Source organism: Photobacterium swingsii, assembly GCF_024346715.1.
Taxonomy (GTDB): Bacteria; Pseudomonadota; Gammaproteobacteria; order Enterobacterales; family Vibrionaceae; genus Photobacterium; species Photobacterium swingsii.
The window spans coordinates 1,964,290-1,986,280 of the sequence record NZ_AP024852.1 but is presented as its reverse complement, the minus strand read 5'-3'; the positions used below and the strand labels follow the sequence as shown (position 1 = coordinate 1,986,280).

General features: G+C 43.1%; 20 protein-coding genes. 16 read left to right on the top strand and 4 right to left on the bottom strand.

Annotated elements, in window-relative coordinates; all coding sequences use genetic code 11:
- Positions 1-60: 60 nt before the first annotated feature.
- The gene (locus OCU77_RS25210) at positions 61-546 is read left to right on the top strand and encodes a prepilin-type N-terminal cleavage/methylation domain-containing protein (RefSeq protein ID WP_048898420.1); all 486 of its coding nucleotides are present in this window, start codon (positions 61-63) and stop codon (positions 544-546) included.
- A 20-nt stretch (positions 547-566) separates the two neighbouring features.
- Here the strand turns inward: OCU77_RS25210 and OCU77_RS09300 are convergent, their stop codons facing one another.
- The gene (locus tag OCU77_RS09300) at positions 567-1,235 is read right to left on the bottom strand and encodes a response regulator transcription factor (protein WP_107302875.1); all 669 of its coding nucleotides are present in this window, start codon (positions 1,233-1,235) and stop codon (positions 567-569) included.
- Between the two features lie 297 nt (positions 1,236-1,532).
- Between OCU77_RS09300 and OCU77_RS09295 the strand changes: the two genes are divergently transcribed.
- The 4 genes from OCU77_RS09295 to OCU77_RS09280 all read left to right on the top strand — a co-directional run bounded on the left by OCU77_RS09295 (position 1,533) and on the right by OCU77_RS09280 (position 6,971).
- Positions 1,533-2,726, top strand: coding sequence for an efflux RND transporter periplasmic adaptor subunit (locus OCU77_RS09295; RefSeq protein ID WP_053111790.1), 1,194 nt, complete (start codon positions 1,533-1,535; stop codon positions 2,724-2,726).
- 24 nt (positions 2,727-2,750) lie between these two features.
- Positions 2,751-5,921, top strand: coding sequence for a multidrug efflux RND transporter permease subunit (locus OCU77_RS09290; RefSeq protein ID WP_048898419.1), 3,171 nt, complete (start codon positions 2,751-2,753; stop codon positions 5,919-5,921).
- 246 nt (positions 5,922-6,167) lie between these two features.
- Positions 6,168-6,473 carry a peptidase associated/transthyretin-like domain-containing protein gene (locus tag OCU77_RS09285; RefSeq protein WP_048898418.1) on the top strand — a complete coding sequence of 102 codons (306 nt, stop codon included), beginning with the start codon at positions 6,168-6,170 and terminating at the stop codon, positions 6,471-6,473.
- 42 nt (positions 6,474-6,515) lie between these two features.
- A complete protein-coding gene (locus OCU77_RS09280) occupies positions 6,516-6,971 on the top strand; it encodes a hypothetical protein (RefSeq protein ID WP_048898417.1) in 456 nt (151 codons plus the stop codon).
- A 422-nt stretch (positions 6,972-7,393) separates the two neighbouring features.
- Here the strand turns inward: OCU77_RS09280 and OCU77_RS09275 are convergent, their stop codons facing one another.
- The 3 genes from OCU77_RS09275 to fdhD all read right to left on the bottom strand — a co-directional run bounded on the left by OCU77_RS09275 (position 7,394) and on the right by fdhD (position 10,056).
- On the bottom strand, positions 7,394-7,984 hold the full coding sequence (locus tag OCU77_RS09275) for a regulatory protein ToxS (protein ID WP_048898416.1): 591 nt from the start codon (positions 7,982-7,984) through the stop codon (positions 7,394-7,396).
- A 252-nt stretch (positions 7,985-8,236) separates the two neighbouring features.
- Positions 8,237-9,151 carry a helix-turn-helix transcriptional regulator gene (locus tag OCU77_RS09270; protein WP_048898415.1) on the bottom strand — a complete coding sequence of 305 codons (915 nt, stop codon included), beginning with the start codon at positions 9,149-9,151 and terminating at the stop codon, positions 8,237-8,239.
- On the bottom strand, positions 9,148-10,056 hold the full coding sequence (gene fdhD, locus OCU77_RS09265; protein WP_048898414.1) for a formate dehydrogenase accessory sulfurtransferase FdhD: 909 nt from the start codon (positions 10,054-10,056) through the stop codon (positions 9,148-9,150). Before fdhD ends, OCU77_RS09270 begins: the two co-directional genes overlap by 4 nt.
- A gap of 483 nt (positions 10,057-10,539) precedes the next feature.
- Here fdhD and OCU77_RS09260 point away from each other — a divergent pair, with 483 nt between their 5' ends.
- The 11 genes from OCU77_RS09260 to cobB all read left to right on the top strand — a co-directional run bounded on the left by OCU77_RS09260 (position 10,540) and on the right by cobB (position 21,793).
- Positions 10,540-10,992, top strand: a complete 453-nt coding sequence (locus tag OCU77_RS09260; RefSeq protein WP_048898413.1) for a DUF3305 domain-containing protein — start codon at positions 10,540-10,542, stop codon at positions 10,990-10,992.
- Positions 10,982-11,848: a DUF3306 domain-containing protein gene (locus OCU77_RS09255; RefSeq protein WP_048898412.1), complete on the top strand. Its 867-nt coding sequence runs from the start codon at positions 10,982-10,984 to the stop codon at positions 11,846-11,848. The genes OCU77_RS09260 and OCU77_RS09255 overlap by 11 nt, the downstream gene beginning before the upstream one ends.
- A 294-nt stretch (positions 11,849-12,142) precedes the next feature.
- Positions 12,143-13,807, top strand: a complete 1,665-nt coding sequence (locus OCU77_RS09250; protein ID WP_107302874.1) for a 4Fe-4S binding protein — start codon at positions 12,143-12,145, stop codon at positions 13,805-13,807.
- 10 nt (positions 13,808-13,817) lie between these two features.
- Positions 13,818-14,405 carry a TorD/DmsD family molecular chaperone gene (locus OCU77_RS09245; protein WP_048898411.1) on the top strand — a complete coding sequence of 196 codons (588 nt, stop codon included), beginning with the start codon at positions 13,818-13,820 and terminating at the stop codon, positions 14,403-14,405.
- A gap of 120 nt (positions 14,406-14,525) precedes the next feature.
- Positions 14,526-14,723: a formate dehydrogenase subunit or accessory protein gene (locus OCU77_RS09240; protein ID WP_048898410.1), complete on the top strand. Its 198-nt coding sequence runs from the start codon at positions 14,526-14,528 to the stop codon at positions 14,721-14,723.
- Positions 14,724-14,735: 12 nt separating this feature from the next.
- A complete protein-coding gene (locus OCU77_RS09235; protein ID WP_107302873.1) occupies positions 14,736-17,591 on the top strand; it encodes a formate dehydrogenase subunit alpha in 2,856 nt (951 codons plus the stop codon).
- An 11-nt stretch (positions 17,592-17,602) separates the two neighbouring features.
- On the top strand, positions 17,603-18,229 hold the full coding sequence (gene fdh3B, locus OCU77_RS09230) for a formate dehydrogenase FDH3 subunit beta (RefSeq protein ID WP_048898409.1): 627 nt from the start codon (positions 17,603-17,605) through the stop codon (positions 18,227-18,229).
- A gap of 137 nt (positions 18,230-18,366) precedes the next feature.
- On the top strand, positions 18,367-19,443 hold the full coding sequence (locus tag OCU77_RS09225) for a formate dehydrogenase subunit gamma (RefSeq protein ID WP_048898408.1): 1,077 nt from the start codon (positions 18,367-18,369) through the stop codon (positions 19,441-19,443).
- A 375-nt stretch (positions 19,444-19,818) separates the two neighbouring features.
- Positions 19,819-20,082, top strand: coding sequence for a hypothetical protein (locus OCU77_RS09220; RefSeq protein WP_048898406.1), 264 nt, complete (start codon positions 19,819-19,821; stop codon positions 20,080-20,082).
- Positions 20,083-20,092: 10 nt separating this feature from the next.
- A complete protein-coding gene (locus OCU77_RS09215; protein ID WP_053111788.1) occupies positions 20,093-20,821 on the top strand; it encodes a hypothetical protein in 729 nt (242 codons plus the stop codon).
- A gap of 261 nt (positions 20,822-21,082) precedes the next feature.
- Positions 21,083-21,793, top strand: coding sequence for a Sir2 family NAD+-dependent deacetylase (gene cobB / locus OCU77_RS09210; protein WP_048898405.1), 711 nt, complete (start codon positions 21,083-21,085; stop codon positions 21,791-21,793).
- Positions 21,794-21,991: the final 198 nt, after the last annotated feature.

Below are 21,991 nucleotides of genomic sequence, written 5' to 3'. Positions count from 1 at the left end.
GCAATGCTGCAACCATGTTGATATGCTACTTTGGCATCAGTTGGTATCTAGGGGGCACTCTTGAAAAGTAAAGGTTTCACGCTTATCGAGCTGGTTGTTGTCATCGTTATTCTTGGTATTTTAGCGGTTACTGCCGCTCCACGCTTTTTAAATGCACAACGAGATGCACGAATTGCAACCCTCAATGGCTTTAAGGGCGCATTTTACGCCGCGGACGGCATTGTTATGTCAAAAGCAATGACAGCTGGTATTGAAAGCGCTATGTATGATACCGAAATTCCCAATACAGGTATTTATGTCCGCCAAGGCGTGATGTCGCTCAATGCTAAAAATATTGCGGCTTCCATGAATATCGACGGTTTCACTATTATTGATCATGGCACCACGGATATGCCCTCGGTGTATGTGGTACTTGATTATAATAAAGTTGAAAACGGTTTCCCAAGCGAACGGTGCCTGCTGCTGATTTCTCGTGGGGTGACTACCGCCTCTTATCCAAAGCCTTTGTTGCCTTTAAAAATATTGCTAGATGATAGTGAGTGTTGATACCAAAAGGTGGATGTTGTTTACTCTGGTTTGAGAACCCAGCCTTTACCCGCAATAGTATGTAATAGCTTTACGCCTGGTGCTTGCTCTAAGGATTTACGTAAGTAATAAATGTGTGCTTTGAGCGTATTGCTATTTGGAGCGTCATCTCCCCATAGTGCACTTTCTAGATCTTCGCGGCTAACTACATTGGGGCTTGCGCGCATTAAAACTTCGAGAATAGTAAAAGACGCAGGTGTTAATTTGATGGTGTGATCACCTCGAACAACTTTATGGGCACTGTTATCAAGCTCTAAATCATCAATTTTAATCACAGGGCTTTGACTACTACGACGCCCAGATAACACCATGATACGCGCCAGCAATTCACGGTTATCAAAAGGTTTTGCTAAATAATCATCACCACCAGAGGCAAACCCTTCGAGTTTGTCGTCAATACTGCCGCGCGCCGTTAAAAATAAAATAGGAGTTTGGCAACCTTCCTGACGGAGTTGTTTACACAAACTCAGTCCATCCATTTTTGGCAAGCCAATATCAAGCACTAATACATCGTAACGATTAGTTTGAGCAAGGTTTAGGCCCGCAGCACCGTTACTTGCGTAGTCGGGTACCATGTTTTCAAACTCCATGAGCTGCAGTAACGTTTCTGCAAGATCACGATCATCTTCAATCAATAACACTCGAGTCATACATACCTTTTTATTTATTGCTTAGATTCATTACTTCACGAAAGGGTGCTGGAAAGCACGCGTTGTTGTGATGATGAAGGTTATACCAGTATAAGTAAATTTAGGGTAAAGATCTGTCTGTCTTGTCAGCCTGACTTCGATGAAATTGACTAACTTAACATATAGTAAGTGTGGTTTTTGTCATTAAGTACTCATGGTGTTTTACCGTGTTTTTACCCTGCAACTATTATGGTGCTTTCTTTATTGAAGGGTTATCTCCAGTGGGTGGGATAACGTCTTATTTGAAGAAGAGTAATAATGACAGTGGATATACAAAAATCGAGCCTACTGATTGCCTCTGTGCTGGTAACTAGTTTGCTGGTGGGATGTAAAGGAGGGCTGTTCGCCGATAAAACGGAAGCCGCCGAAATAGAACCGCCTTTAACCGCTAATATTTCCGTTATTGAAGCCGAGAAAAAGCCAGTAACTTTGTTTGATGAACTGCAAGGGCGTGTTGTCGCTTTTCGAACTGCAGAAATCCGCCCGCAAGTGAGTGGCATTATTACTCAGCGGTTATTTAAGCAAGGCGAGGTCACTGCCAGTGAGCAGCCATTATTCCAGATCAATAAAGAACCTTTTGTTATCGACATTCAGGAGAAAGAAGCCTCTCTTGCTCAAGCAAAAGTAGCGTTAGAACAAGCTGAGCGTCAATATATTCGCCTTCAAGAGCTGGATAAAACAAGTGCGGTGAGTAAGCAAGCTTTAGATGAAGCTAACTTCAATTATAAGAAAGCATCGGCCAATGTTATGCAAAATGCAGCGACATTGGATCAGAGCAAATTAAACCTAAAGTTTGCGACTATTCGTGCGCCTATATCTGGAATTATTGAGCAGGCTCTTGTTACTGAAGGTACATTGGTGAGCAAGGGTGATAGCCAAGCTTTGGCGATCATAAAGCAAATCGATAAAGTGTATATCGATGTACGCCAACCTGCTTCAAAGTTACCTCTTTTGCGTAAATTGGTGGCGAGTGGTACGCCACAAGAGCAGTCGGTGAAACAGAAAGCTAATCAGCGAGGCTTGGGTGTCAATATTATCGTGTCCGATGATAATGGTGAGAAGATGACGGGCCAAATTGTCTTTTCTGGCATTAGTGTTGATGTAAATACTGGAGACTTAATTGTTCGTATTATTGCTGAAAATGGTAAACATACCTTGCTGCCAGGGATGTATGTTCGAACAGAGATCCCACGTCGTAAATTAGATGCCTTCCTATTACCCCAACAAGCGATTCAACGTGCGAGTAATGGCGATGCCTATGTGGTTGTTGTTACAGAGAAAGGCGACGTAGAGCAACACGTAGTGAAGTTGGATGGTATTCAGAACTTCAATTATGTGGTTACTCAAGGCTTAGACCAGGGGGATAAGGTGATAGTGGAAGGCCATGAAAACCTGATACCTGGCGCAGCGCTCAATATTTCACAATGGCAAGCGGCTGAGTTAGCTGGATAAGCAATAACCGATAGGAATAGTATTGTGTCTCAATTTTTTATTAATCGACCAATCTTCGCTTGGGTTATTGCGATATTGATTATCCTCTCTGGGGTAATTTCGATTCCTAACCTAGCGGTAGAGCGTTTTCCAAGCGTTGCCCCTCCAAGTGTGAGCTTATACCTTACATATCCTGGTGCCAGCCCGAAAACACTGAATGATACTGTGGTATCACTGATAGAGCGTGAGATTTCAGGTGTTAAAGGCCTGATGTACTTTAAGTCGTCATCTGATTCGAATGGTAGTGCTGAAATTACTGCGACCTTTAAGAACGGAACTAACCCTGAGATGGCGCAGGTTGAAATTCAAAATAAGCTCAAAGCAATAGAAGCTCGCTTACCTTTATCTGTTCGTCAGTCAGGTATTCAAGTCGAGTCATCATCTTCCAGTACTTTGATGTATGTTGGCTTGATTTCGCCGAATGGTAAATTTACCGAATCTGAATTAAGCGATTACATGATCCGCAATATCATCGAAGAGCTGAAGCGAGTACCTGGTGTTGGTCGGATTCAGATGTTTGGTGCTGAGTTCGCAATGCGTATTTGGATCGATCCCATTAAGCTGAATGCCTATAACCTGACAGTTGGTGATGTCACCAAGGCGATCCAAGAACAGAATGTACAGATTTCACCGGGTAAAGTGGGTGATGCGCCCATAAGCCAAGGGCAGAAAACGGTAGTACCTTTAACAGCACAAGGCCAGCTAGAGACACCGGAAGAGTTTCGTAAGATTGTACTTCGCTCGACATCGAATGGCGGCAAAGTATTGCTGAGTGATGTCGCCAAAGTCGAACTTGGTTCTGCCAGTTACCAGTACTCCAACCGTGAAAACAGTAAGCCGTCGACTTCTGCGTCGGTTAAACTCTCGCCTGGTGCGAATGCCATTGCGGCTTCTAATGGTATTCGAGCTCGTTTAGATGAATTAAAACTCTCTATGCCTGCAGGCATGGATTACAGCATTACGTCAGATGCTGCGCCATTCGCCAAGATATCGATTTCAAAAGTGGTAATGACCCTATTTGAAGCCATGGTGTTGGTGTTTCTTGTCATGTATCTGTTCTTACAAAATGTTCGATACACCATTATCCCTGCGATTGTCGCACCGATTGCCTTGCTTGGTACTTTTACCGTTATGCTCGCGTTCGGTTTTTCGATAAATGTCTTTTCGATGTTTGGTATGGTGCTGGCTATCGGGATTATTGTAGATGATGCGATTGTTGTGGTCGAAAACGTAGAGCGGGTGATCGCAGAAACAGGCGCATCAGCGAAACAAGCGACTCAAATGGCGATGAAAGATATCTATGGCGCTATTGTGGGTATTACTGCGGTGTTGTCAGCGGTATTTATTCCGATGGCGTTTGCGGCAGGTTCTGTCGGTATCATTTTCCAACAGTTTTCGTTGGCGATGTCGATTTCTATTTTGTTTTCGGCTTTCTTAGCGATTACCTTAACGCCGGCATTGTGCGCGACTATCTTAAAACCACATAGCGAAGCCCATGCTCACAAGAAAGGTTTTTTTGCATGGTTTAACCGTAAGTTTGACAGCATGACGCAAGGTTATCAGTCTTGGGTCGCTAAGCTGGTGGTTCGTACTGGCAGAATGATGCTGTTTTACGTAGCCTTTGTTGCTATTGCTATTTATAGCTTTGGTAAGATCCCAAGTACATTCCTGCCAGAAGAAGATCAGGGGTATTTCTATACATCAATTCAGCTGCCATCGGATGCAACGGTAGAACGCACCATGGATGTCGTGACTAAAGTTGAAGACTTTGTTCAATCACGTGAAGCCGTGGATTCAAGTATGTCGATTTTAGGTTTTAGCTTTAGTGGTTCAGGTGCAGGCTCAGCTTTTAGCATTACAACCTTAAAGGATTGGGAAAACCGAAATGGAGCGACAACTAACCAAGAAATAGATGCGTTAGCGGAGCACCTACAAGGCCTTAATGAAGGCATGGTATTCAGCATGTTGCCTACAGCTATTGATGGATTAGGGACGTCATCGAATATTTCGTTTCAGTTAATGGACCGTTCTAACTCTGGTTATGACAAATTCCAAAACGTACAGCGTAAATTTTTACAAAAAGCACGTGAGAGTAGTCAGTTCTCTAGTGTGTTTTTTGAATCTTTACCTGAAACTAACGGGATCAAACTCAAAATTGATCGACAGAAAGCACAGGCGTTAGGGGTTTCTTTCACTTCAATTAGTGAAACGATTTCAACGGCTTTAGGTTCAAATTATGTGAATGACTTCCCGAATAAAGGGCGCTTGCAGAAAGTGATCCTTCAAGCTGATGCAAAATCACGTATGCAGTTGGAAGATATTCTTAAACTGTCTATTCGTAATGAACGTGGTGGCATGGTGTATTTGTCTGAGTTTATTGAGCCGATATGGAAGCCAACACCGCTACAACTGACTCGGTTTAATGGCATGCCTTCAGTTGCGGTATCATTAGCGCCTGCCGCTGGGGTTTCAAGTGGCGATGCGATGGCTGAAATTGAAAAGATAGTGGCAAGTTTACCGCAAGGAACCACGATTGAGTGGACTGGGCTTTCACGTCAGGAGAAACAAGCTGAATCGCAAACAACCATGCTACTGGCGTTCTCTATGCTGGTTATCTTCTTGGTGCTATCGGCATTGTATGAGAGCTGGTCAACACCATTGGCCGTTATTATGGTTGTACCGTTGGGGATTATTGGCTCAATTGCATCGGTGCTAGTAGCTAATATGTCAAACGATGTATTTTTTAAGGTCGGCTTGGTTACCATTATCGGTTTATCGGCCAAGAATGCGATTTTGATCATCGAATTTGCCCAGATCCAACGGGCGTTAGGCAAAGGATTAATTGAGGCGACGATTGATGCGGCGAAAATGCGTTTACGTCCTATCTTGATGACATCATTGGCCTTTACGTGTGGGATCATTCCGTTAGTGATAGCAACTGGCCCTAGTTCTGAAATCCAGAATTCTATTGGTACTGGTGTTCTCGGTGGGATGATCAGCGGTACGGTATTAGCTATCTTCTTTGTACCTGTATTCTTTGTCTTTATTAATGAGTTAATAGAAAAGTGCTTTCGTAAGGCTAAGACAGAGCAAGTAAAGGGTAATCATATCGATGTTATTAATGCCGACAATAAAGCGGTTGTTATTAAAGACTAAGTTGTAGCGCCCAGTTGCGTTATATAAAGCATTAAAGATAGAAAAGAGCGGTCTTACTGTCATCAGTAGGGCCGTTTTTCTGTTGGGCTCAAGGTTCATTATCAAAAAATGAAAACATTTAATTATCTTTACCTTCGTTTACCGCGCTTTTACCTTGCAGTTGTTAAATTAACTACATGTTCAGAGCAAACGAACATAACGGTTTAAAAGCCCTGATTTAAGATAATAACTAATAGGATTCCACTTATGAAAAAGTCTAATATCGTAATCGCATCAATGCTTATCGCTTTCTCTTCTATGTCTTTTGCAGGATTGAAAGTGGTTGACTCACAAAATGGAGCGTGGGTTACAGTAACAGACAATGGAAAGCCTGTCGCAGAAGCTGTTGTCTCAGCAACCAATGTGCCACAAAGCAAGGGTGAATTTAAGACGAACGAGAAAGGGCGTGTATTCATTCCGCTTTCAATGAACCATTCAAAATCAGTGAAGTTCAAAGCGGTAACCCCTGAAGGAAAAGAAATGAGTCGCTTTGCATTCCATGGCAAAAGTTAAGTAACCCTTTAAGAACATGAAGCCATAGCTAAGTAATTAGCTATGGCGTTTGCATTTGAGTTTATCTATATGAAACTTAATCAATGGACTGCCTTCGTTAAAGACCTTAAGCAAGCACTTCATGTAATAGCCGCTGTGGCTTTCCTTTTCAGTGTTAGGTTTTTTTACGAATTGGATTACCCCCAATTTATTTTGAATAATACATTGATACCTTGGTATGGCGATCACTACACAACAAATGAGAGTTTGTTAACTATTGGTTCTTCGTTTTTTTCGTATGTTTTCTTTGTCTTAATTATGATTAAGATTTCAGAATGGGTCGTACAAGAGTTTGACTTGACGGCAACAATAATTACAGTAATAAAATCGATAGCATATGTGGCGATTGGTTTATCTATTTGGTTTGAATATAACGGACAGGCTTGGTGGATTGTAAATTTGGGGTTATTAGTGCCTGTTTTGATAATCGCAATAAGATTGTCGATATACGACGCATAGACAAAGATATTTATAGACTGGTTTTTAGCTCGACGAGGTGTGGGGCTTAAAGGATGTTAAAGGTGGTGCTTTAATCATTTGGCCTGAGATAAGATAGAGTAACCTATGCAGAAAGCGAAACTTTGTTACTGCAGAGTAAGCTTGAGTTATATTAGATAACCCTATAGGAAAAACACGGTTTCGGTTTCATGATTGGATTTATAATTTTCTGTTTGTTTTTGTATTTTTTCTCCGACACCTTACTTTTTATTGCTTTAGTTATCGGGTTGATTGTTTTTTTTGGTTAATTGATTAGATAGTGCTTCACATCAAGAGTAAGCCAAATAGAATGTTGGATATTATATTCACTATAGGTTAAAGAAAGGCCGCTACTTATTAAAAGATAGCGGCCTTATTTATATGAGTAAGACAGTCGTAGTTAGTTAATAATATTCGCTGGTTCTGAACGAAAGGTTATTGAGCGTCGCATTTTTTATGCTATCAAAGTTCATGCGATAGGTTTGTTTGGCTTTGATATCAAGTATGTTGTTACGTTGTAGCAAATCAACCATTTGGTTACTTGTACTGTTATCACTAATATTACTTGGGTTAACCTCAATGTACTGACCACTAATAGACCAAGAGCCTGACTCTAGGTACTCGAATTGGCTAGGTTTTACATCGGGGCTGGTATAAGTAACTAAAGTGGCTTTTTGATATTGCTTATTTGGCAGAAAAATCATCTGACTTGATGTGTTTATATAGTAATAAGTAGATGCATAGGTGTTTTGGTTTTGCTCGTTTACTATATGCCGAGTCTCAACGCTTGCTTCCGTATGAGACTGCCATGGTCTTGCGGTAAGTAAGAATTTATAAAGTGGCTCTTGTGGAAAAAAAGCAACGGAAGCGGCAATAATGATACCAGAGAGAAGAATAGGCTTCGCTTTATCTGGTATTGCGTAGTTTTTTAATTTTTGTTTGGGGGTATTTATTGTCTTTCTTATTGTTGGCTTAATTGATGACTTTACTGTCATGGGGGATATCCATCATCTAGAGATATGAAATATGCTAGATAATGATGCTACGTCGTGAGCGGTAAAATTAGGGTAAATATGGGATAGAAAGCACAGGTTACATTCAGAAAAAGCCTTGCTTCGTAATTATTGAACTGGGTGTTAAAAATGTCGGAATAAGGGGGAAGCTTGTAATAAGCAACCAAGCTACGAGCGCGCCTTATTGCTCGTAACTGGTTATCTTAGTATATGTTATGGGCCGTTAACTCTATGCTAACTAGCACTCCACATTTGTTTACCTGTACGCTGGAAGCTATAGCCACCCAACTGATCACCCCGTACTTGTATTTCCATGTCTTCAAGTTGATGTAATAGCTGCTGTTGTAAGGTACGGAAGTAAATATTTTTGGGTATCACTAACTCAAACGCTTCTCGACACAATGGAATAAAACCTAAACCGAACTCCCCAGCAGTACTCTGGCTCGCACACCCTACATCGGCTTGACCCCTAGCAATGGCTGATGCGAGCTCACGCTCAGAATTACAGGTATCAACTTTGGTTAGCATGCCTAGGTTAAAGGCATGGTTATGAAGCCACTCTTCTAAAGCTCGCATACTGCCAGCCCCTTCTTGACGCAGCGCCCAACGCCAGCGGGGGGCGAGTAGATCTTGCGGTTTTAATTCACGCTCACCAAATTGCTTAGCAACGTCTGGGTTCACCACTAAGCCTTGTTGGCGCTCAAAGGCATGAACGAGTACCCAGTTTTTATGACCAGGGTATTGTTGCAACAATGCTGGGTGACGTAAGCCAGATTCTTCCGCGTTACCCCAATGAATGGCACACATATCAACATGGCCCTTACTGAGCATTGCTAGACCTTGTCGAGTGCCTGTCGAGGTGTAACCCACTAATGCAGTACTGCCGAGTTGGTTTGCCATTTTTCCAACAATCATTTGTAGTAGTGGATCGTCAGAGCCTGCAATTAACAAGCGGTCGTTTTGAACCCCATTATTACAAGACTCAAGTAACCACTTATCTAACATCGCCTTGGGGAAAAGCCATTTACCGGTAATTTTGGTACAAGGCAGTAAGCCTTCGTTCGCTAGCGCATAAACTTTCTTTTCGTTTAAATCCAGATATTCAGCCACTTGTTTGGCGTTCATGAATTCAGGGAAGTCGGTGCTCATTGGTGATCACCTTTTTTATCATTTCCTTTATCGTTAGCTCGTTTTGAATCTTTCAGCTTAAAGCTTTTGGCTTGTTCATCGAGATTGCCTTTTATATCGAGAATCAAATTCTGCATGCCGTTATACACTTGGAAGCGATGGCCTTTGGCGCGGGCAATCATGGTAATGCCAAGCTTTTGGGCAAGCTCATAGCCCATTTGAGTTGCACCCGAACGAGATAACAGAATTGGAATACCCATTTGTGCCACTTTAATGACCATTTCTGATGTTAATCGACCGGTGGTGTAAAAGATCTTGTCTTCGCCAGTTTGACCAGCCAGCCATAGCTCACCAGCTAAAGTATCTACAGCATTGTGACGACCTACATCTTCAACAAACGACACTATCTCTGTGCCTTTACAAACGGCACAACCGTGAACAGCCCCTGCGGCCTTATAGGTTTCATTATGATGGGTAAGTGATTCAAGCAAGCCATACAGCTGAGACTGAGGCAGTTGAGGCTGGGGCAGGGTAACACCTTCCAGCTTCTTCATGACGTTACCGAACATGGTGCCTTGGCCGCAGCCCGAGGTGACAGTCTTCTTTTCTAGTTTCTGTGCTAGATTGCCTGTGTCTTCTTTGGTAATCACAGCGGCAGAATTGGTATCCCAATCGATAATGACAGATTCAATACTCTCTAAATCTGAAATGAAGCCTTGGTTTTTAAGGTAACCGAGTACAAGCGCTGAAGGGCGTTCACCCAAGGTCATCAAGGTCACCACTTCAACCCAATTGAGGTAAACCGTTAAAGGATGCTCACAGGCGATTTCTTTGGTCATCATATCGCCGTATTCATCCATGATATCGACAGTCATGGTTTGCTTCACTGAGGCGTTGGTTTTAATAATTTTTGGCAGTGGATTCATAAAAGTCCTGTAGCAATGATTGTCTGTCTAAAAATGGCGTTTGTTATCGTCGTATAACGCGGTGTATCGGTGATAGTGCAGCAATTCTTCCTAACCCGACTATTCTCTAACTATTTAGCGTTAATCCGCATCGCTGTGTAGCAATTATAGTCGCTATCACTCAAGTGCGAATGATTACTTATTGATATATAAAGAGAACTTTTGACGTTCAATGCAACGATAATCAGTTAAAAACGTGCAGTAGCTATCTCTACTTACCTTTTGTGAGTCTTCTGCAAGGATTGTTCCAATCTTATAATAGACACATTATATCCCTTATTTTTTGTAAGTGTATAAGTTGGTCTGATAATTGCTTTGTAGGTGAAAATAGTGTGGTTTTAATGGTGCGCAGCGAGTTGCATTATGCTCGTTCAAGTACAAATGCTATCCATTTTCATTCACGGCTATTGTGTAAATCATGTATTCAAGAATAAAGGAGTAAGCGTGCCTGAGCTCTATAAGAATGAATCGATTTGGCCGATTGGCTTTCGACTAGTATCAGAAGAAAAGCAAGTTGGACGCTGGTCTACACTGTCTTGGTCTATTGAAGATGTTGCTTTGCATGAAGAGCAACGTACAACAGAAAGCCATGTGTTACCGCTAGAACTATTTCGCGATGAACGATCTGACTATCGCTTTAATTTAAGTTCACGCGATCCTCACTTATTCATTGTTTGTGAAGAAGAAAACGAACAATTAAAACCTGTCCATATTACCGCTGCTCAGTCAGTAGCAAGCAGTTATATGGATGGAGATTATCAAGTACTTCATATAACGACGCCGTTACCGGTTCAAGCATGGATGGAAGCATTTATAGGTCGACATGGTGAGTTGATCGAAGGTGGCCGTAAGAAGTGTAAGAACAAAAAAGGCAAAGGTCGTTCAAGTGGCAAGTAATATTTTTCAGCGCTGGGCTAGTCGTAAGCTCGCAGTTAAGAAAGAGAATGAAGCGTCTAATCAATTAGATAGCTTAAATGTGGATGAAAACCTTTCTGCTTATTCATCCACTAATTCGCCTAGTGCTGAACAAAACCGTGTTGAGGGGGAGTCTCTTGAAGAACAGGAGGGGCTTGATACTGAAACACAGATTCAAGTTGATACAGCTAACACAGAAGGCAGCACGCTTTCTGAATCGAGCCTTGCTGCTAACGATGAAGGTACGGGTGATGGACTTCCATCATTCTCTGACGTTGCCAGTGTGAGCTTTGATTCGGGTGCCGCTGCTTTTTTGAAAGAAGGTGTAGAGAAGTCTGTTAAGAAAGCAGCATTGAGTAAGCTTTTCCATTCTGATGAATTCAACTATATCAGTGACATGGATGATCATACGGAAGATTTCTCAAATATACCTAAACTTGATACGTCGGTTGTAAAACAGCTACGTAGTTGGGTTAACGAAGTTGCTGACAAAGTAGAAGAGTTAACTGATGCAGCTGGAATGGATGTTAATACAGGTCTAGCGCATGATGATCTTGCGGCTGTAACGAATGCAAATGATAGCAATAGGCTTGATAGTGCTACGTCACAGACTGAGCAATCGCGAGATGATGAAACACTAAGCGAAGAACTTAGCAAAGCATCGAGTGAAGAAGAGGTTGAAGCATCTGCCCCTACAGAAATCCCTACTGATCTTGTTGAGAGTAATGATGTTGACAGTTTACTCGAAGCAAAGTCGACGGATGTCGTAACCAAACCAGCACTCAATGATGAGAAAACAAGTCAGCTCAACCAAATCGAGTCTCATAAAAAAGTCTGATACCCAGCTAAAAATAATGGGTTATTAAGTGAAAAATCAAAAGTGAGACAAAAAGGGAGAAATACCCTTAAAAAATAGCGGGACAATTTGGCGCACTAGAATGCATAGCGAGAGACAAAATGTCGCACGCACTGTTAGCCCAGATGTCTCTTTCTGACTTTAGTTCCTTATAGGTCATTTTATTCCGTTAAAAGTTGGTTCGGTTATTGCTCTATAGAAGCATGAAGGTTCAAGAATTTTAAAGTTGACCTTTAATCGACATCGACAAACGGTGACGAGTACACAGGAATAAGAATGTTAAAAAGTACACTAGAAGCACTAGCAAGCAATGATCAAAATGCAGCCGCTCGATTCTCTGCCATTACAGGTACGGTTGAATTAGCGAATCTGATCCCTCCAACGGTTTCTTATGAAAGCCGTGGGAACTTATTGATTATTGGTGAGCAGCTAACAATTACCGCACTGGCTGAACAATTTTCTGCACTAAACTCAGTGACCCTACTGGCAACTGAAAAGGCTGCACAGGCTGAGAAAGTAGAAAATCTGTATTTCAGCAAAGAGGTGACTGTTAAGGGTTACCTTGGTGCATTTGATGTGAGATGTCGTGTAGACGGTACTATCTCTGAAACAAACGTAAATTTAGCAAAAGTGGCGACTGGCCGTGATTGCTTCGATATTGTTTTAGATATGACGGCTGAAGGCATTGTTAAGATTGAAATTCCTGCACCGGGTTATTACGCCACGGCAAAAGGGGCTGTTGTTGCAGACTTAGTTGAAGAATTACCTGCAATGATAGGGACATTCGATAAGCCTAAATACTTTCGTTTGAACCCAGATCTTTGTGCGCATTCTTCGCGTGGCGTGAGTGGTTGTGATCGTTGTGTCGATGCTTGTCCTGCTGGGGCGTTAACCAGTACGGGTCATGCTATCGAAATTAATCCATACCTTTGTCAAGGCGTGGGTACATGTGCAACGGCATGTCCGACTGAAGCAATTAGTTACGCGTTACCTGATCCTGATAACACACAACATTTTGTGTATCGCCTTTTAGACCGTTATCAAACAGAAGGAGGCTCAGCGCCTACGATTCTGTTTTACGGTAATCGTGATGAAGCATCTGTTATTCGTACTCTGGCTCTGTTCCCGTCAAATGTTATTCCTGTAGCACTTGAAGAGCTTGCAACTGTAGGGGTAGATACTTGGTTTAGTGCATTGGCATACGGTGCGCATCAAGTCCTACTTGCTACGAATACAGATTATATTCCAGCAACGATTGATCGCGTTTTGTCTGATGAACTTGCTATTGCTCAGGCTTTCTTAACCGAACTAGGTTTTGAAGCTGATCGTATTACTTTGTTTGATTTTGCTCAGGTGGAATCATTCAGTGCTTACGACGCAGCATTGGTTACTGATGCACAAGCGCGCTTTGAAGGTAATAAGCGTGACAAGCTATTTGCAGCTCTCACGCTACTTGCTGATGTCGCACCCGCTAAACCTGACTATTCTGAATTGCCTGCGAATGCACCTTATGGTTCGGTAGATTGCAAAACGGAAGATTGTACTTTGTGCATGAGCTGTGTGTCTGTGTGTCCAACGCGTGCCTTACATGCTGTAGGGGATCGTCCTGGTCTGTTATTTGTTGAACAAGATTGTATTCAATGTGGCATGTGTGAAAAGGCATGTCCTGAAAAAGTCATTTCGATGAAGCCTGGCTTTAATTGGGATGCACAAGCACGCACTGAAGCACAAGTTGTTCATGAAGAAGAGGCTGCATGTTGTACCAGCTGTGGTAAAGCCTTTGCACCTGCTTCTATGGTGAAAATGTTAACTGAAAAGTTACAGAGTCACTCGCAATTTCAGGGTGAAGCAATTCGTCGTTTATCTATGTGTGAAGATTGTCGTGTTCGCGATATTTTTTCGCAAATGGAAAGCGATCCTGAAAGTCAGTTAAAGGTGTAGGCGGAATCGAATGGAACAGCAATTAATGCAAAACGAAGAAACAACCCTACGTGTAGATATTTACTCCATGCTGGCGCATTTGCTCCGTAAAGCACCGGATGAAAATATTCTGGACTGGCTATCTAGTTTAGATGTGGCTACACCACAACCGCATATTTCAGGTATGGCTGCGACTTGGCCTTTAGTGAAACTAGCGGCAGAAAAAACAACCTTAATTAGTGTGCAGGAAGAATATCAAGATCTGTTTATTGGTATCGGTCGTGGCGAGATCGTACCTTTTGGTTCTTGGTACTTAACTGGATCTTTGATGGAAATGCCTCTTGCGCATCTTCGTCGTGATTTGGCTCAACTTGGGTTTCAACGCGAAGAAAATGTAAAAGAACCGGAAGACCACATTGCAGCCCTACTAGAAGTAATGGCAATGCTGGTGGAAGGGGGCGATGACCATCTGCAAAAAACGTTTTTTAACCGTCATATCGCGACATGGTTTGAACGTTTTTGTGCCGATTTGAAGTCGGCTGATAGTGCTGTTTTTTACACTGCTATCGGCGAATTGGCTTTGCAATTTTTGACTGTAGAAAAGACACGATTTGTTTAAGTCCTTGGCGTAAGGCGTTGCTTTGCGCCATGCATTCTTATGACTTACCTATCGTAACCATAGCTATAACAAACTATCGATTTCCGATAATCGGATAAGACGATAAAGGAGCAAGCTTCCATGAGTGAGCAAAATAAACCTAATGAAGGCCGCCGCCAATTGTTGAAAAACATTGGTCTAAGCGTGGCTGCTGGTGCGGTGGTTGCAGGTACTGCAACTGCTGCAAATGCGACGGTAGAAAAGCCTGAAGCAAAAGAAACCAAAACTAACGGCTATCGCGAAACGCAACACATTCGCGACTACTACGAAACCTTGTAAGCGGAGCTATAAATGAAACTGACAAAACGTTCCGATAACGTGAGCAAGGACGAAAACCAATTAGGTGTATCTCGTCGTACTTTCCTTCGTAACTCTTCACTGGCGGCTGCTGGTGGTGTTGCGGGTGCAAGCATGTTTGCTCCAAGCATGATGAAAAAAGCAGAAGCGAAAGAAGTGGATCGCTCTGCGCCTGCTGAAATTAAACGTACTATCTGTTCTCACTGTTCTGTGGGCTGCGGTATTTACGCTGAAGTACAAGAAGGTGTCTGGACTGGCCAAGAACCCGCTTTTGACCATCCTTTTAATGCTGGTGGACACTGTGCGAAAGGTGCTGCGCTACGTGAACATGGTCATGGTGAGCGTCGTCTAAAATACCCAATGAAGTTGGTTAACGGCAAGTGGACCAAACTGAGCTGGGAACAAGCACTGGACGAAGTAAGTAAGAAAGTACTTAAAATCCGTGAAGAGTCAGGCCCAGATTCTGTTTACTGGCTAGGCTCTGCGAAACACAACAACGAACAAGCGTACTTGTTCCGTAAAATGGTTTCGCTATGGGGTACGAATAACGTCGATCACCAAGCGCGTATCTGTCACTCAACCACGGTTGCAGGTGTTGCGAACACTTGGGGCTACGGTGCAATGACCAACTCACTGAACGACATGCATAACTGTAAGTCGATTCTGTTCATTGGTTCTAACGCCGCTGAAGCTCACCCAGTAGCAATGCAGCATATTCTGATCGCGAAAGAGAAGAACAGCTGTAAGATCGTTGTTGCGGACCCACGTCGTACACGTACTGCTGCTAAAGCTGACGAATACGTATCGCTACGTCCTGGTTCTGACGTTGCGTTCATCTGGGGTGTGCTATACCACATCTTCAAAAACGGTTGGGAAGACAAAGAGTTTATCCGTCAACGTGTTTACGGCATGGAAGATGTACGTAAAGAAGTGGCGAAATGGACGCCTACAGAAGTTGAACGTGTAACTGGCGTGCCTGAAGCAGAAGTGTATCGCACTGCGAAAACACTGTCTGAAAACCGTCCGGGTTGTGTCGTTTGGTGTATGGGTGGTACTCAGCATACTACTGGTAACAACAACACACGTGCCTACTGTATCCTTGAACTTGCGCTTGGCAACATGGGTAAAGCGGGTGGTGGTGCTAACATCTTCCGTGGTCACGATAACGTACAGGGTGCAACTGACTTTGGCGTACTATCTGACAACCTACCAGGTTACTACGGCCTTTCTGAAGGTGCATGGAAACACTGGGCTGGCGTTTGGGATGTTGACTACGAGTGGCTAAAAGGTCGTTTCGACCAAGCTGATTACCGTGGCAAGAAACCAATGAACAACGCAGGTATTCCTGTATCGCGTTGGATTGATGGTGTACTTGAAAACAAAGACAACATCGAACAGAACGACAACATTCGTGCGATGTTCTACTGGGGTCATGCAGTAAACTCACAAACACGTGGGCCAGAAATGCGCACTGCAATGGGTAAACTGGACATGATGGTTATCGTCGATCCGTACCCAGGTGTTGCAGCAGTAATGAACGGCCGTACCGATGACGTTTACTTACTACCAGCAACTACGCAGTTCGAGACGCATGGCTCTGTAACGGCTACAAACCGTTCTATCCAGTGGCGTGATCAGGTTATTGAACCTTTGTTCGAATCTAAGCCTGACCACGAGATCATGTACTTGCTATCGCAGAAACTTGGTCTGTCTGAGCAACTGTTCAAGCACATTAAAGTTGAAAATAACCAACCTGTTATTGAAGACATTACCCGTGAATACAACAAGGGTATGTGGACAATTGGTTACACAGGCCAGAGCCCTGAGCGTTTGAAGGCACACCAGCAAAACTGGCATACCTTCCACAAAACAACACTTGAAGGTGAAGGTGGCGTAGCTGATGGTGAAACATACGGTCTACCTTGGCCTTGCTGGGGTACTCCTGAGATGAAACACCCAGGTACTCACATCCTTTACGATACATCTAAAACGGTTGCGCAAGGTGGTGGTAACTTCCGTGCACGTTTCGGTGTAGAACGTAACGGTGAAAGCCTACTGGCTGACGATAGCTACTCATTAGGTTGTGAGCTTGAAGGTGGCTTCCCAGAGTTTAGCGCTAAGCTGCTTAAGCAACTGGGTTGGTGGGACGAGCTAACAGCTGATGAGAAAGTCGCTGCTGAAGGTAAAAACTGGAAAACAGACGTTTCTGGTGGTATCCAACGCGTTGCGATTAAACACGGTTGTATCCCTTACGGTAACGCAAAAGCACGTGCAGTTGTTTGGACATTCCCAGATGCAGTGCCACTTCACCGTGAACCACTGTACACGCCTCGTCGTGATTTGGTGACAGATTACCCAACGTGGGATGACAGCGAAGCAATGTTCCGCTTGCCAACACTGTACAAATCAATCCAAGAGAAGGATGTATCTAAGGATTACCCAATTATCCTGACATCTGGTCGTCTGGTTGAGTACGAAGGTGGTGGTGATGAAACGCGTTCTAACCCATGGCTAGCAGAGCTTCAACAAGAAATGTTTGTTGAGGTGAACCCGAAAGATGCAAACGATCTTGGCTTCCGCGACGGTGACATGGTCTGGGTTGAAGGTGCAGAGAAAGGCTGCATCCACGTTAAAGCGATGGTAACTCGTCGTGTGAAACCGGGTTTGGCGTTCATTCCGTTCCACTTTGGCGGTAAGTTCCAAGGTGAAGACTTACGCGGCAACTACCCAGCAGGTACTGCACCGTTTGTATCGGGCGAATCTGCAAACATTGCAACCACATACGGTTACGATCCTGTTACTCAAATGCAGGAAACGAAAGTAACTCTATGTAAGATCTCTAAAGCGTAAGGAGTCATCAAATGGCACGTATGAAATTTCTTTGTGACTCTAAACGTTGTATCGAGTGCAACGGCTGTGTTACTGCATGTAAAAACGAAAATGATGATGCACTAGAGTGGGGTATTCAACGCCGTCGCGTTGTGACGCTTAACGATGGTGAAGTCGGTGAAACTTCAATCTCTGTAGCATGTATGCACTGTAGTGACGCGCCTTGTATGGCGGTTTGTCCTGCGGATTGTTTCGAGCAGACAGAAGACGGCATCGTACGCCACGATAAAGATCTTTGCATCGGTTGTGGCTACTGTCTATTTGCTTGCCCGTTTGGCGCACCACAATTCCCTAAACAGGATGCGTTTGCTGAGCGTGGCAAAATGGACAAATGTACTTTCTGTGCAGGTGGCCCTGGTGTTGAACCTGGCTCTGAAGAAGAGCGTCAGAAGTACGGTGCAAACCGTATCGCTGAAGGCAAGCTACCTATGTGTGCTTCACTTTGTTCAACAAAAGCATTACTTGCTGGTGATGCAGCTAAGATTTCTGATGTTTACCGTGAGCGTGTTGTTGCACGTGGTGCAAAAGAAGCCGGCTGGGCAAGCAACGTAAATGTTGACGATCTAGCATACGATGCGGGCAAAGCTCGTAAAGCATAATGGTTTATTGGGCACGCTATAGAGTGTGCCCATAAATCAGTAACAAACTGAGCGCGTCTTTATTGCAGAGCAATTGTTCTGATAGAAATGAATAAAACGCGCGCTTTCAACTGTTATCGAAACAGTCAGGAGTTTTAATGACTAAGCGAATCCAACATTGGTTCACTTTGCTAGCAACCGCATTCATGCTGATGTTTACCTTGTCAGCGTTTGCTAGCGAAGGAGCGAATACAAATACGGATAATGAGCGCTTGGGCGAGTCTTCGGTTCAAAAAGAAGCGGTAGGTTTCGCTGGCGCTGACTATTGGCGCATGGTCAAGGATGGTCAAGAAGGTTACACCACATCAAAATCACCAGAGCATGGTGTATTGATTAGTGTGCCGGGACAAACATGGTATGTGTTAAAAGAAAAGTGGATGTCTCCACTGGGTGCATTAGCTATTTTTGGTAGCTTAGCAATGGTGACACTTGCCTATGTTGTTGTTGGCCCGCTAAAACTGAGTAAGCCTAAAACAGGTCGCAAGATTAAACGTTGGAGCCGTATGGACCGTGCACTGCACTGGAGTATGGCATTTACCTTCCTTACGCTTGCGTTTAGTGGCTTAACCTTAGTTTATGGTAAACACTTCTTGAAGCCCATTTTACCGTCTGAGCTATGGGGCTGGATTATTTACGCGGCTAAACAATACCACAACTATATAGGACCTATTTTCTTCCTATTGCTTGTTGCAGTACTGGTGAAGTGGTGGCGTAAAAGTATCTTCAACATGGTTGATGTACGCTGGTTCATGAAAATGGGCGGCATGGTCGGTAAACATAAAGGTACGCATCCATCGGCAGGTTTCTCGAATGGTGGTGAAAAGGCGATTTACTGGTTGCTTATTTGCTTCGGTATTGTCGCAGCCATCAGTGGTTTTGTTCTCGATTTCCCAATCTTTGACCAAACTCGTCGTGATATGGAGCTGTCGAACCTTGTTCACATGTTCTCTGCGCTTATCTTGATCTGTGGTTTCATCTTCCACATCTACATCGGTCTGTTCGGTATGGAAGCAGCACTAGATGGCATGATCACAGGTGAAGTCGATGAAACTTGGGCGAAAGAGCATCATGACCTTTGGTATGAAGAAGTGAAAGACCTTCCTGAAAACCAACCAGGTTATGATGAAAAAGCCGAAGCTGAAGCGAAAGGCAAACCTAGCTCAAAAACATCGTAATCAATCTAATTTGATTTCTTGATATTCAAACGCCGCAATTATATTGCGGCGTTTTTTATATCAATAGCGATAACGGGATTTGCCATGTTGTCGTGATTGGTATTGATAAAGTTCTGCATAAAACGTCCTCCTTTCAGCATTTTTACATACAGTTCACCCACCAAATTTTGTCTGCTTGCTCGTAAAGTCCAAATCCTTCGTTTTATAAATTGGCTGTTTTTAACACATTTATACATTGCTATCTAATGTAAGCGAGATTTCGCTCATTGTCGTACGGTAAAACAGAGAGATCACTCGCAACCCTTTGTTAAGTATTAATTTGATGAATGGTTCACTTTGTAAAATAAGGACTCATTTGTAAGTCAGGAGGCACAAGTGAATAAGCTCAGAATACTTTCAATATGTACTTTGACTGTATTACTGGCGGCTTGTAACGGTTCATCAAGTGGTGATTCGACACCACCAAAGCCAAATACAGGGGAAATCACCATTTCGTCTGTTGATGAATTTAATCAAGAAGTCTTAGCGAAAGGCGTTATCGGCGCTGATCAAACAGTTACAGTTACTCTTCCATCAGATAACAACACGTTAGTGGTCAATAAAGATTTAATCGTCAAAGGCGATCTCATTATTAAATAAGGACATTTCAATGAAAAAGTCTATGTTGTCATTGTTAGCTCTTGCCATTACAACCTCACTTTCAGCAGGTGCAACAGCAGCGTCACTTGATGTTCATGGTGATATCAAAGTGAATGGTAAAACCGTTATCGATAGTAAAGGGAATTTGATTCAACCAGCACCAGCCGTAGATCCACTTTTGGTTGATATGGTTGAGTATGAACCTGCACCTAATGCAAAATTAACCTATCAAAGAACCCTAAATGGAATAGTTGAAACGAGTGTTATCAGCTATGAAGATGGACGCGAGGTGAGTACTATAATAACTCAACCGTCAGGCAAGGTTGTTTGGGGGGCTGAAAGGGTATTACAAGCGAATGGTGAGGTTGAGGTTACAACGACCACGGAAGTGTGTGTAAAGATAGCCAGAATGAATATTGAAGCATCATCGGGCTTTTATCCAACGACGATTGGCTCACCAATCAGCCGCTTTGATAAGTTTTCTTCAGAAATTTTAAATAGCTCATGCGTTGACGATGTCGCTGGAACAATCATTCATGCAATAGAGCTTTATAATTTAGTTCCTCTTGCTAAATATGAGTACCAATATGGTGAAGGGAATAGTCTGAAAGATTGTGTGCTCGCTGAGCTTGATGTGCCATGGAAGGATGACCATGAATACAGAACTTACTGTAAAGGTGTGGGTATGGTGGAATACGGCGACAAAGGCAATCCATACAAACTGGTTTCTTTCGAGTAATACTTTATCCTGATTGCTTAAATGTAGTGATTTACCACTTTAATGTCATGGTCGTGCATTTAATGGTAGATCACTCTTTGCGTCTATATTCACTTAGTCTAATGCACTATAACTTTTCAGGTATTCATCTTATTTTAATCTATTCACTGCGATATATCACAACTCCCTGATTTGTTAGACTATTGTCTAATACGAATTGGTTATAACCCCACTGAAAGAGTGGTATAACTAAGTAACACGTGGCTGAGTAAGGATATCTGTATGCTTTTTCCCTATCAAAATATCGTTGTACTAACAGGGGCTGGAATTTCAGCAGAAAGTGGCATCCGAACGTTCCGTGACCAAGATGGCTTATGGGAAAATCATCGCATTGAAGATGTTGCCACGCCAGAAGGATATCTTCGTGACCCTGTAACAGTACAAAATTTTTATAATTTACGACGGCAGCAGTTAGAAGGTGGCACTGTTGAGCCAAATGCGGCTCATCTTGCACTCGCAGAACTCGAAGCTAAGCTAGATGGTAAGGTGACTATTGTTACCCAGAACATTGATAACTTGCACGAGGCCGCTGGTAGCAAAAATATTATCCATATGCATGGCGAGTTATTAAAAGCGCAGTGTAGTCAAACAGGGCAGTCTATTGATTGGACAGGGAATATCACACTAGATGATCATTGCCATTGTTGCCAAATACCTGCGCCCATGCGCCCTAATGTCGTCTGGTTCGGAGAAATGCCTATAGGAATGGGCGCCATTCATGAGGCGATAGTAGAAGCGGATTTGTTCATTTCAATTGGTACCTCAGGGGCTGTTTATCCAGCTGCGGGTTTTGTTCATGAAGCAGCAATGCATGGTGCACACACTGTAGAGCTGAACCTAGAACCCAGTGACGTTGAAAGCGAGTTTGCTGAAAAACGTTATGGACAAGCATCAGTATTAGTTCCTGAGTTTGTTCGGGAGCTCTTGGATTAAAAGAAACGCAATGTAGTCTCTATCCTTTTACCTAGCGTTGTGAGTCTACTCGCTTTGTGTCGCTTTGTGTCGCTTGTCATTCGGGTGAGTCACTGAAAGGTTCACCTATCTCTATCTTTACCCAGTCTCTCCGAGAATAAGCGGAGCCCTAAAGATATTTATCCACTAAGGATAAGTCTTTCAAGATGCATCCTCATC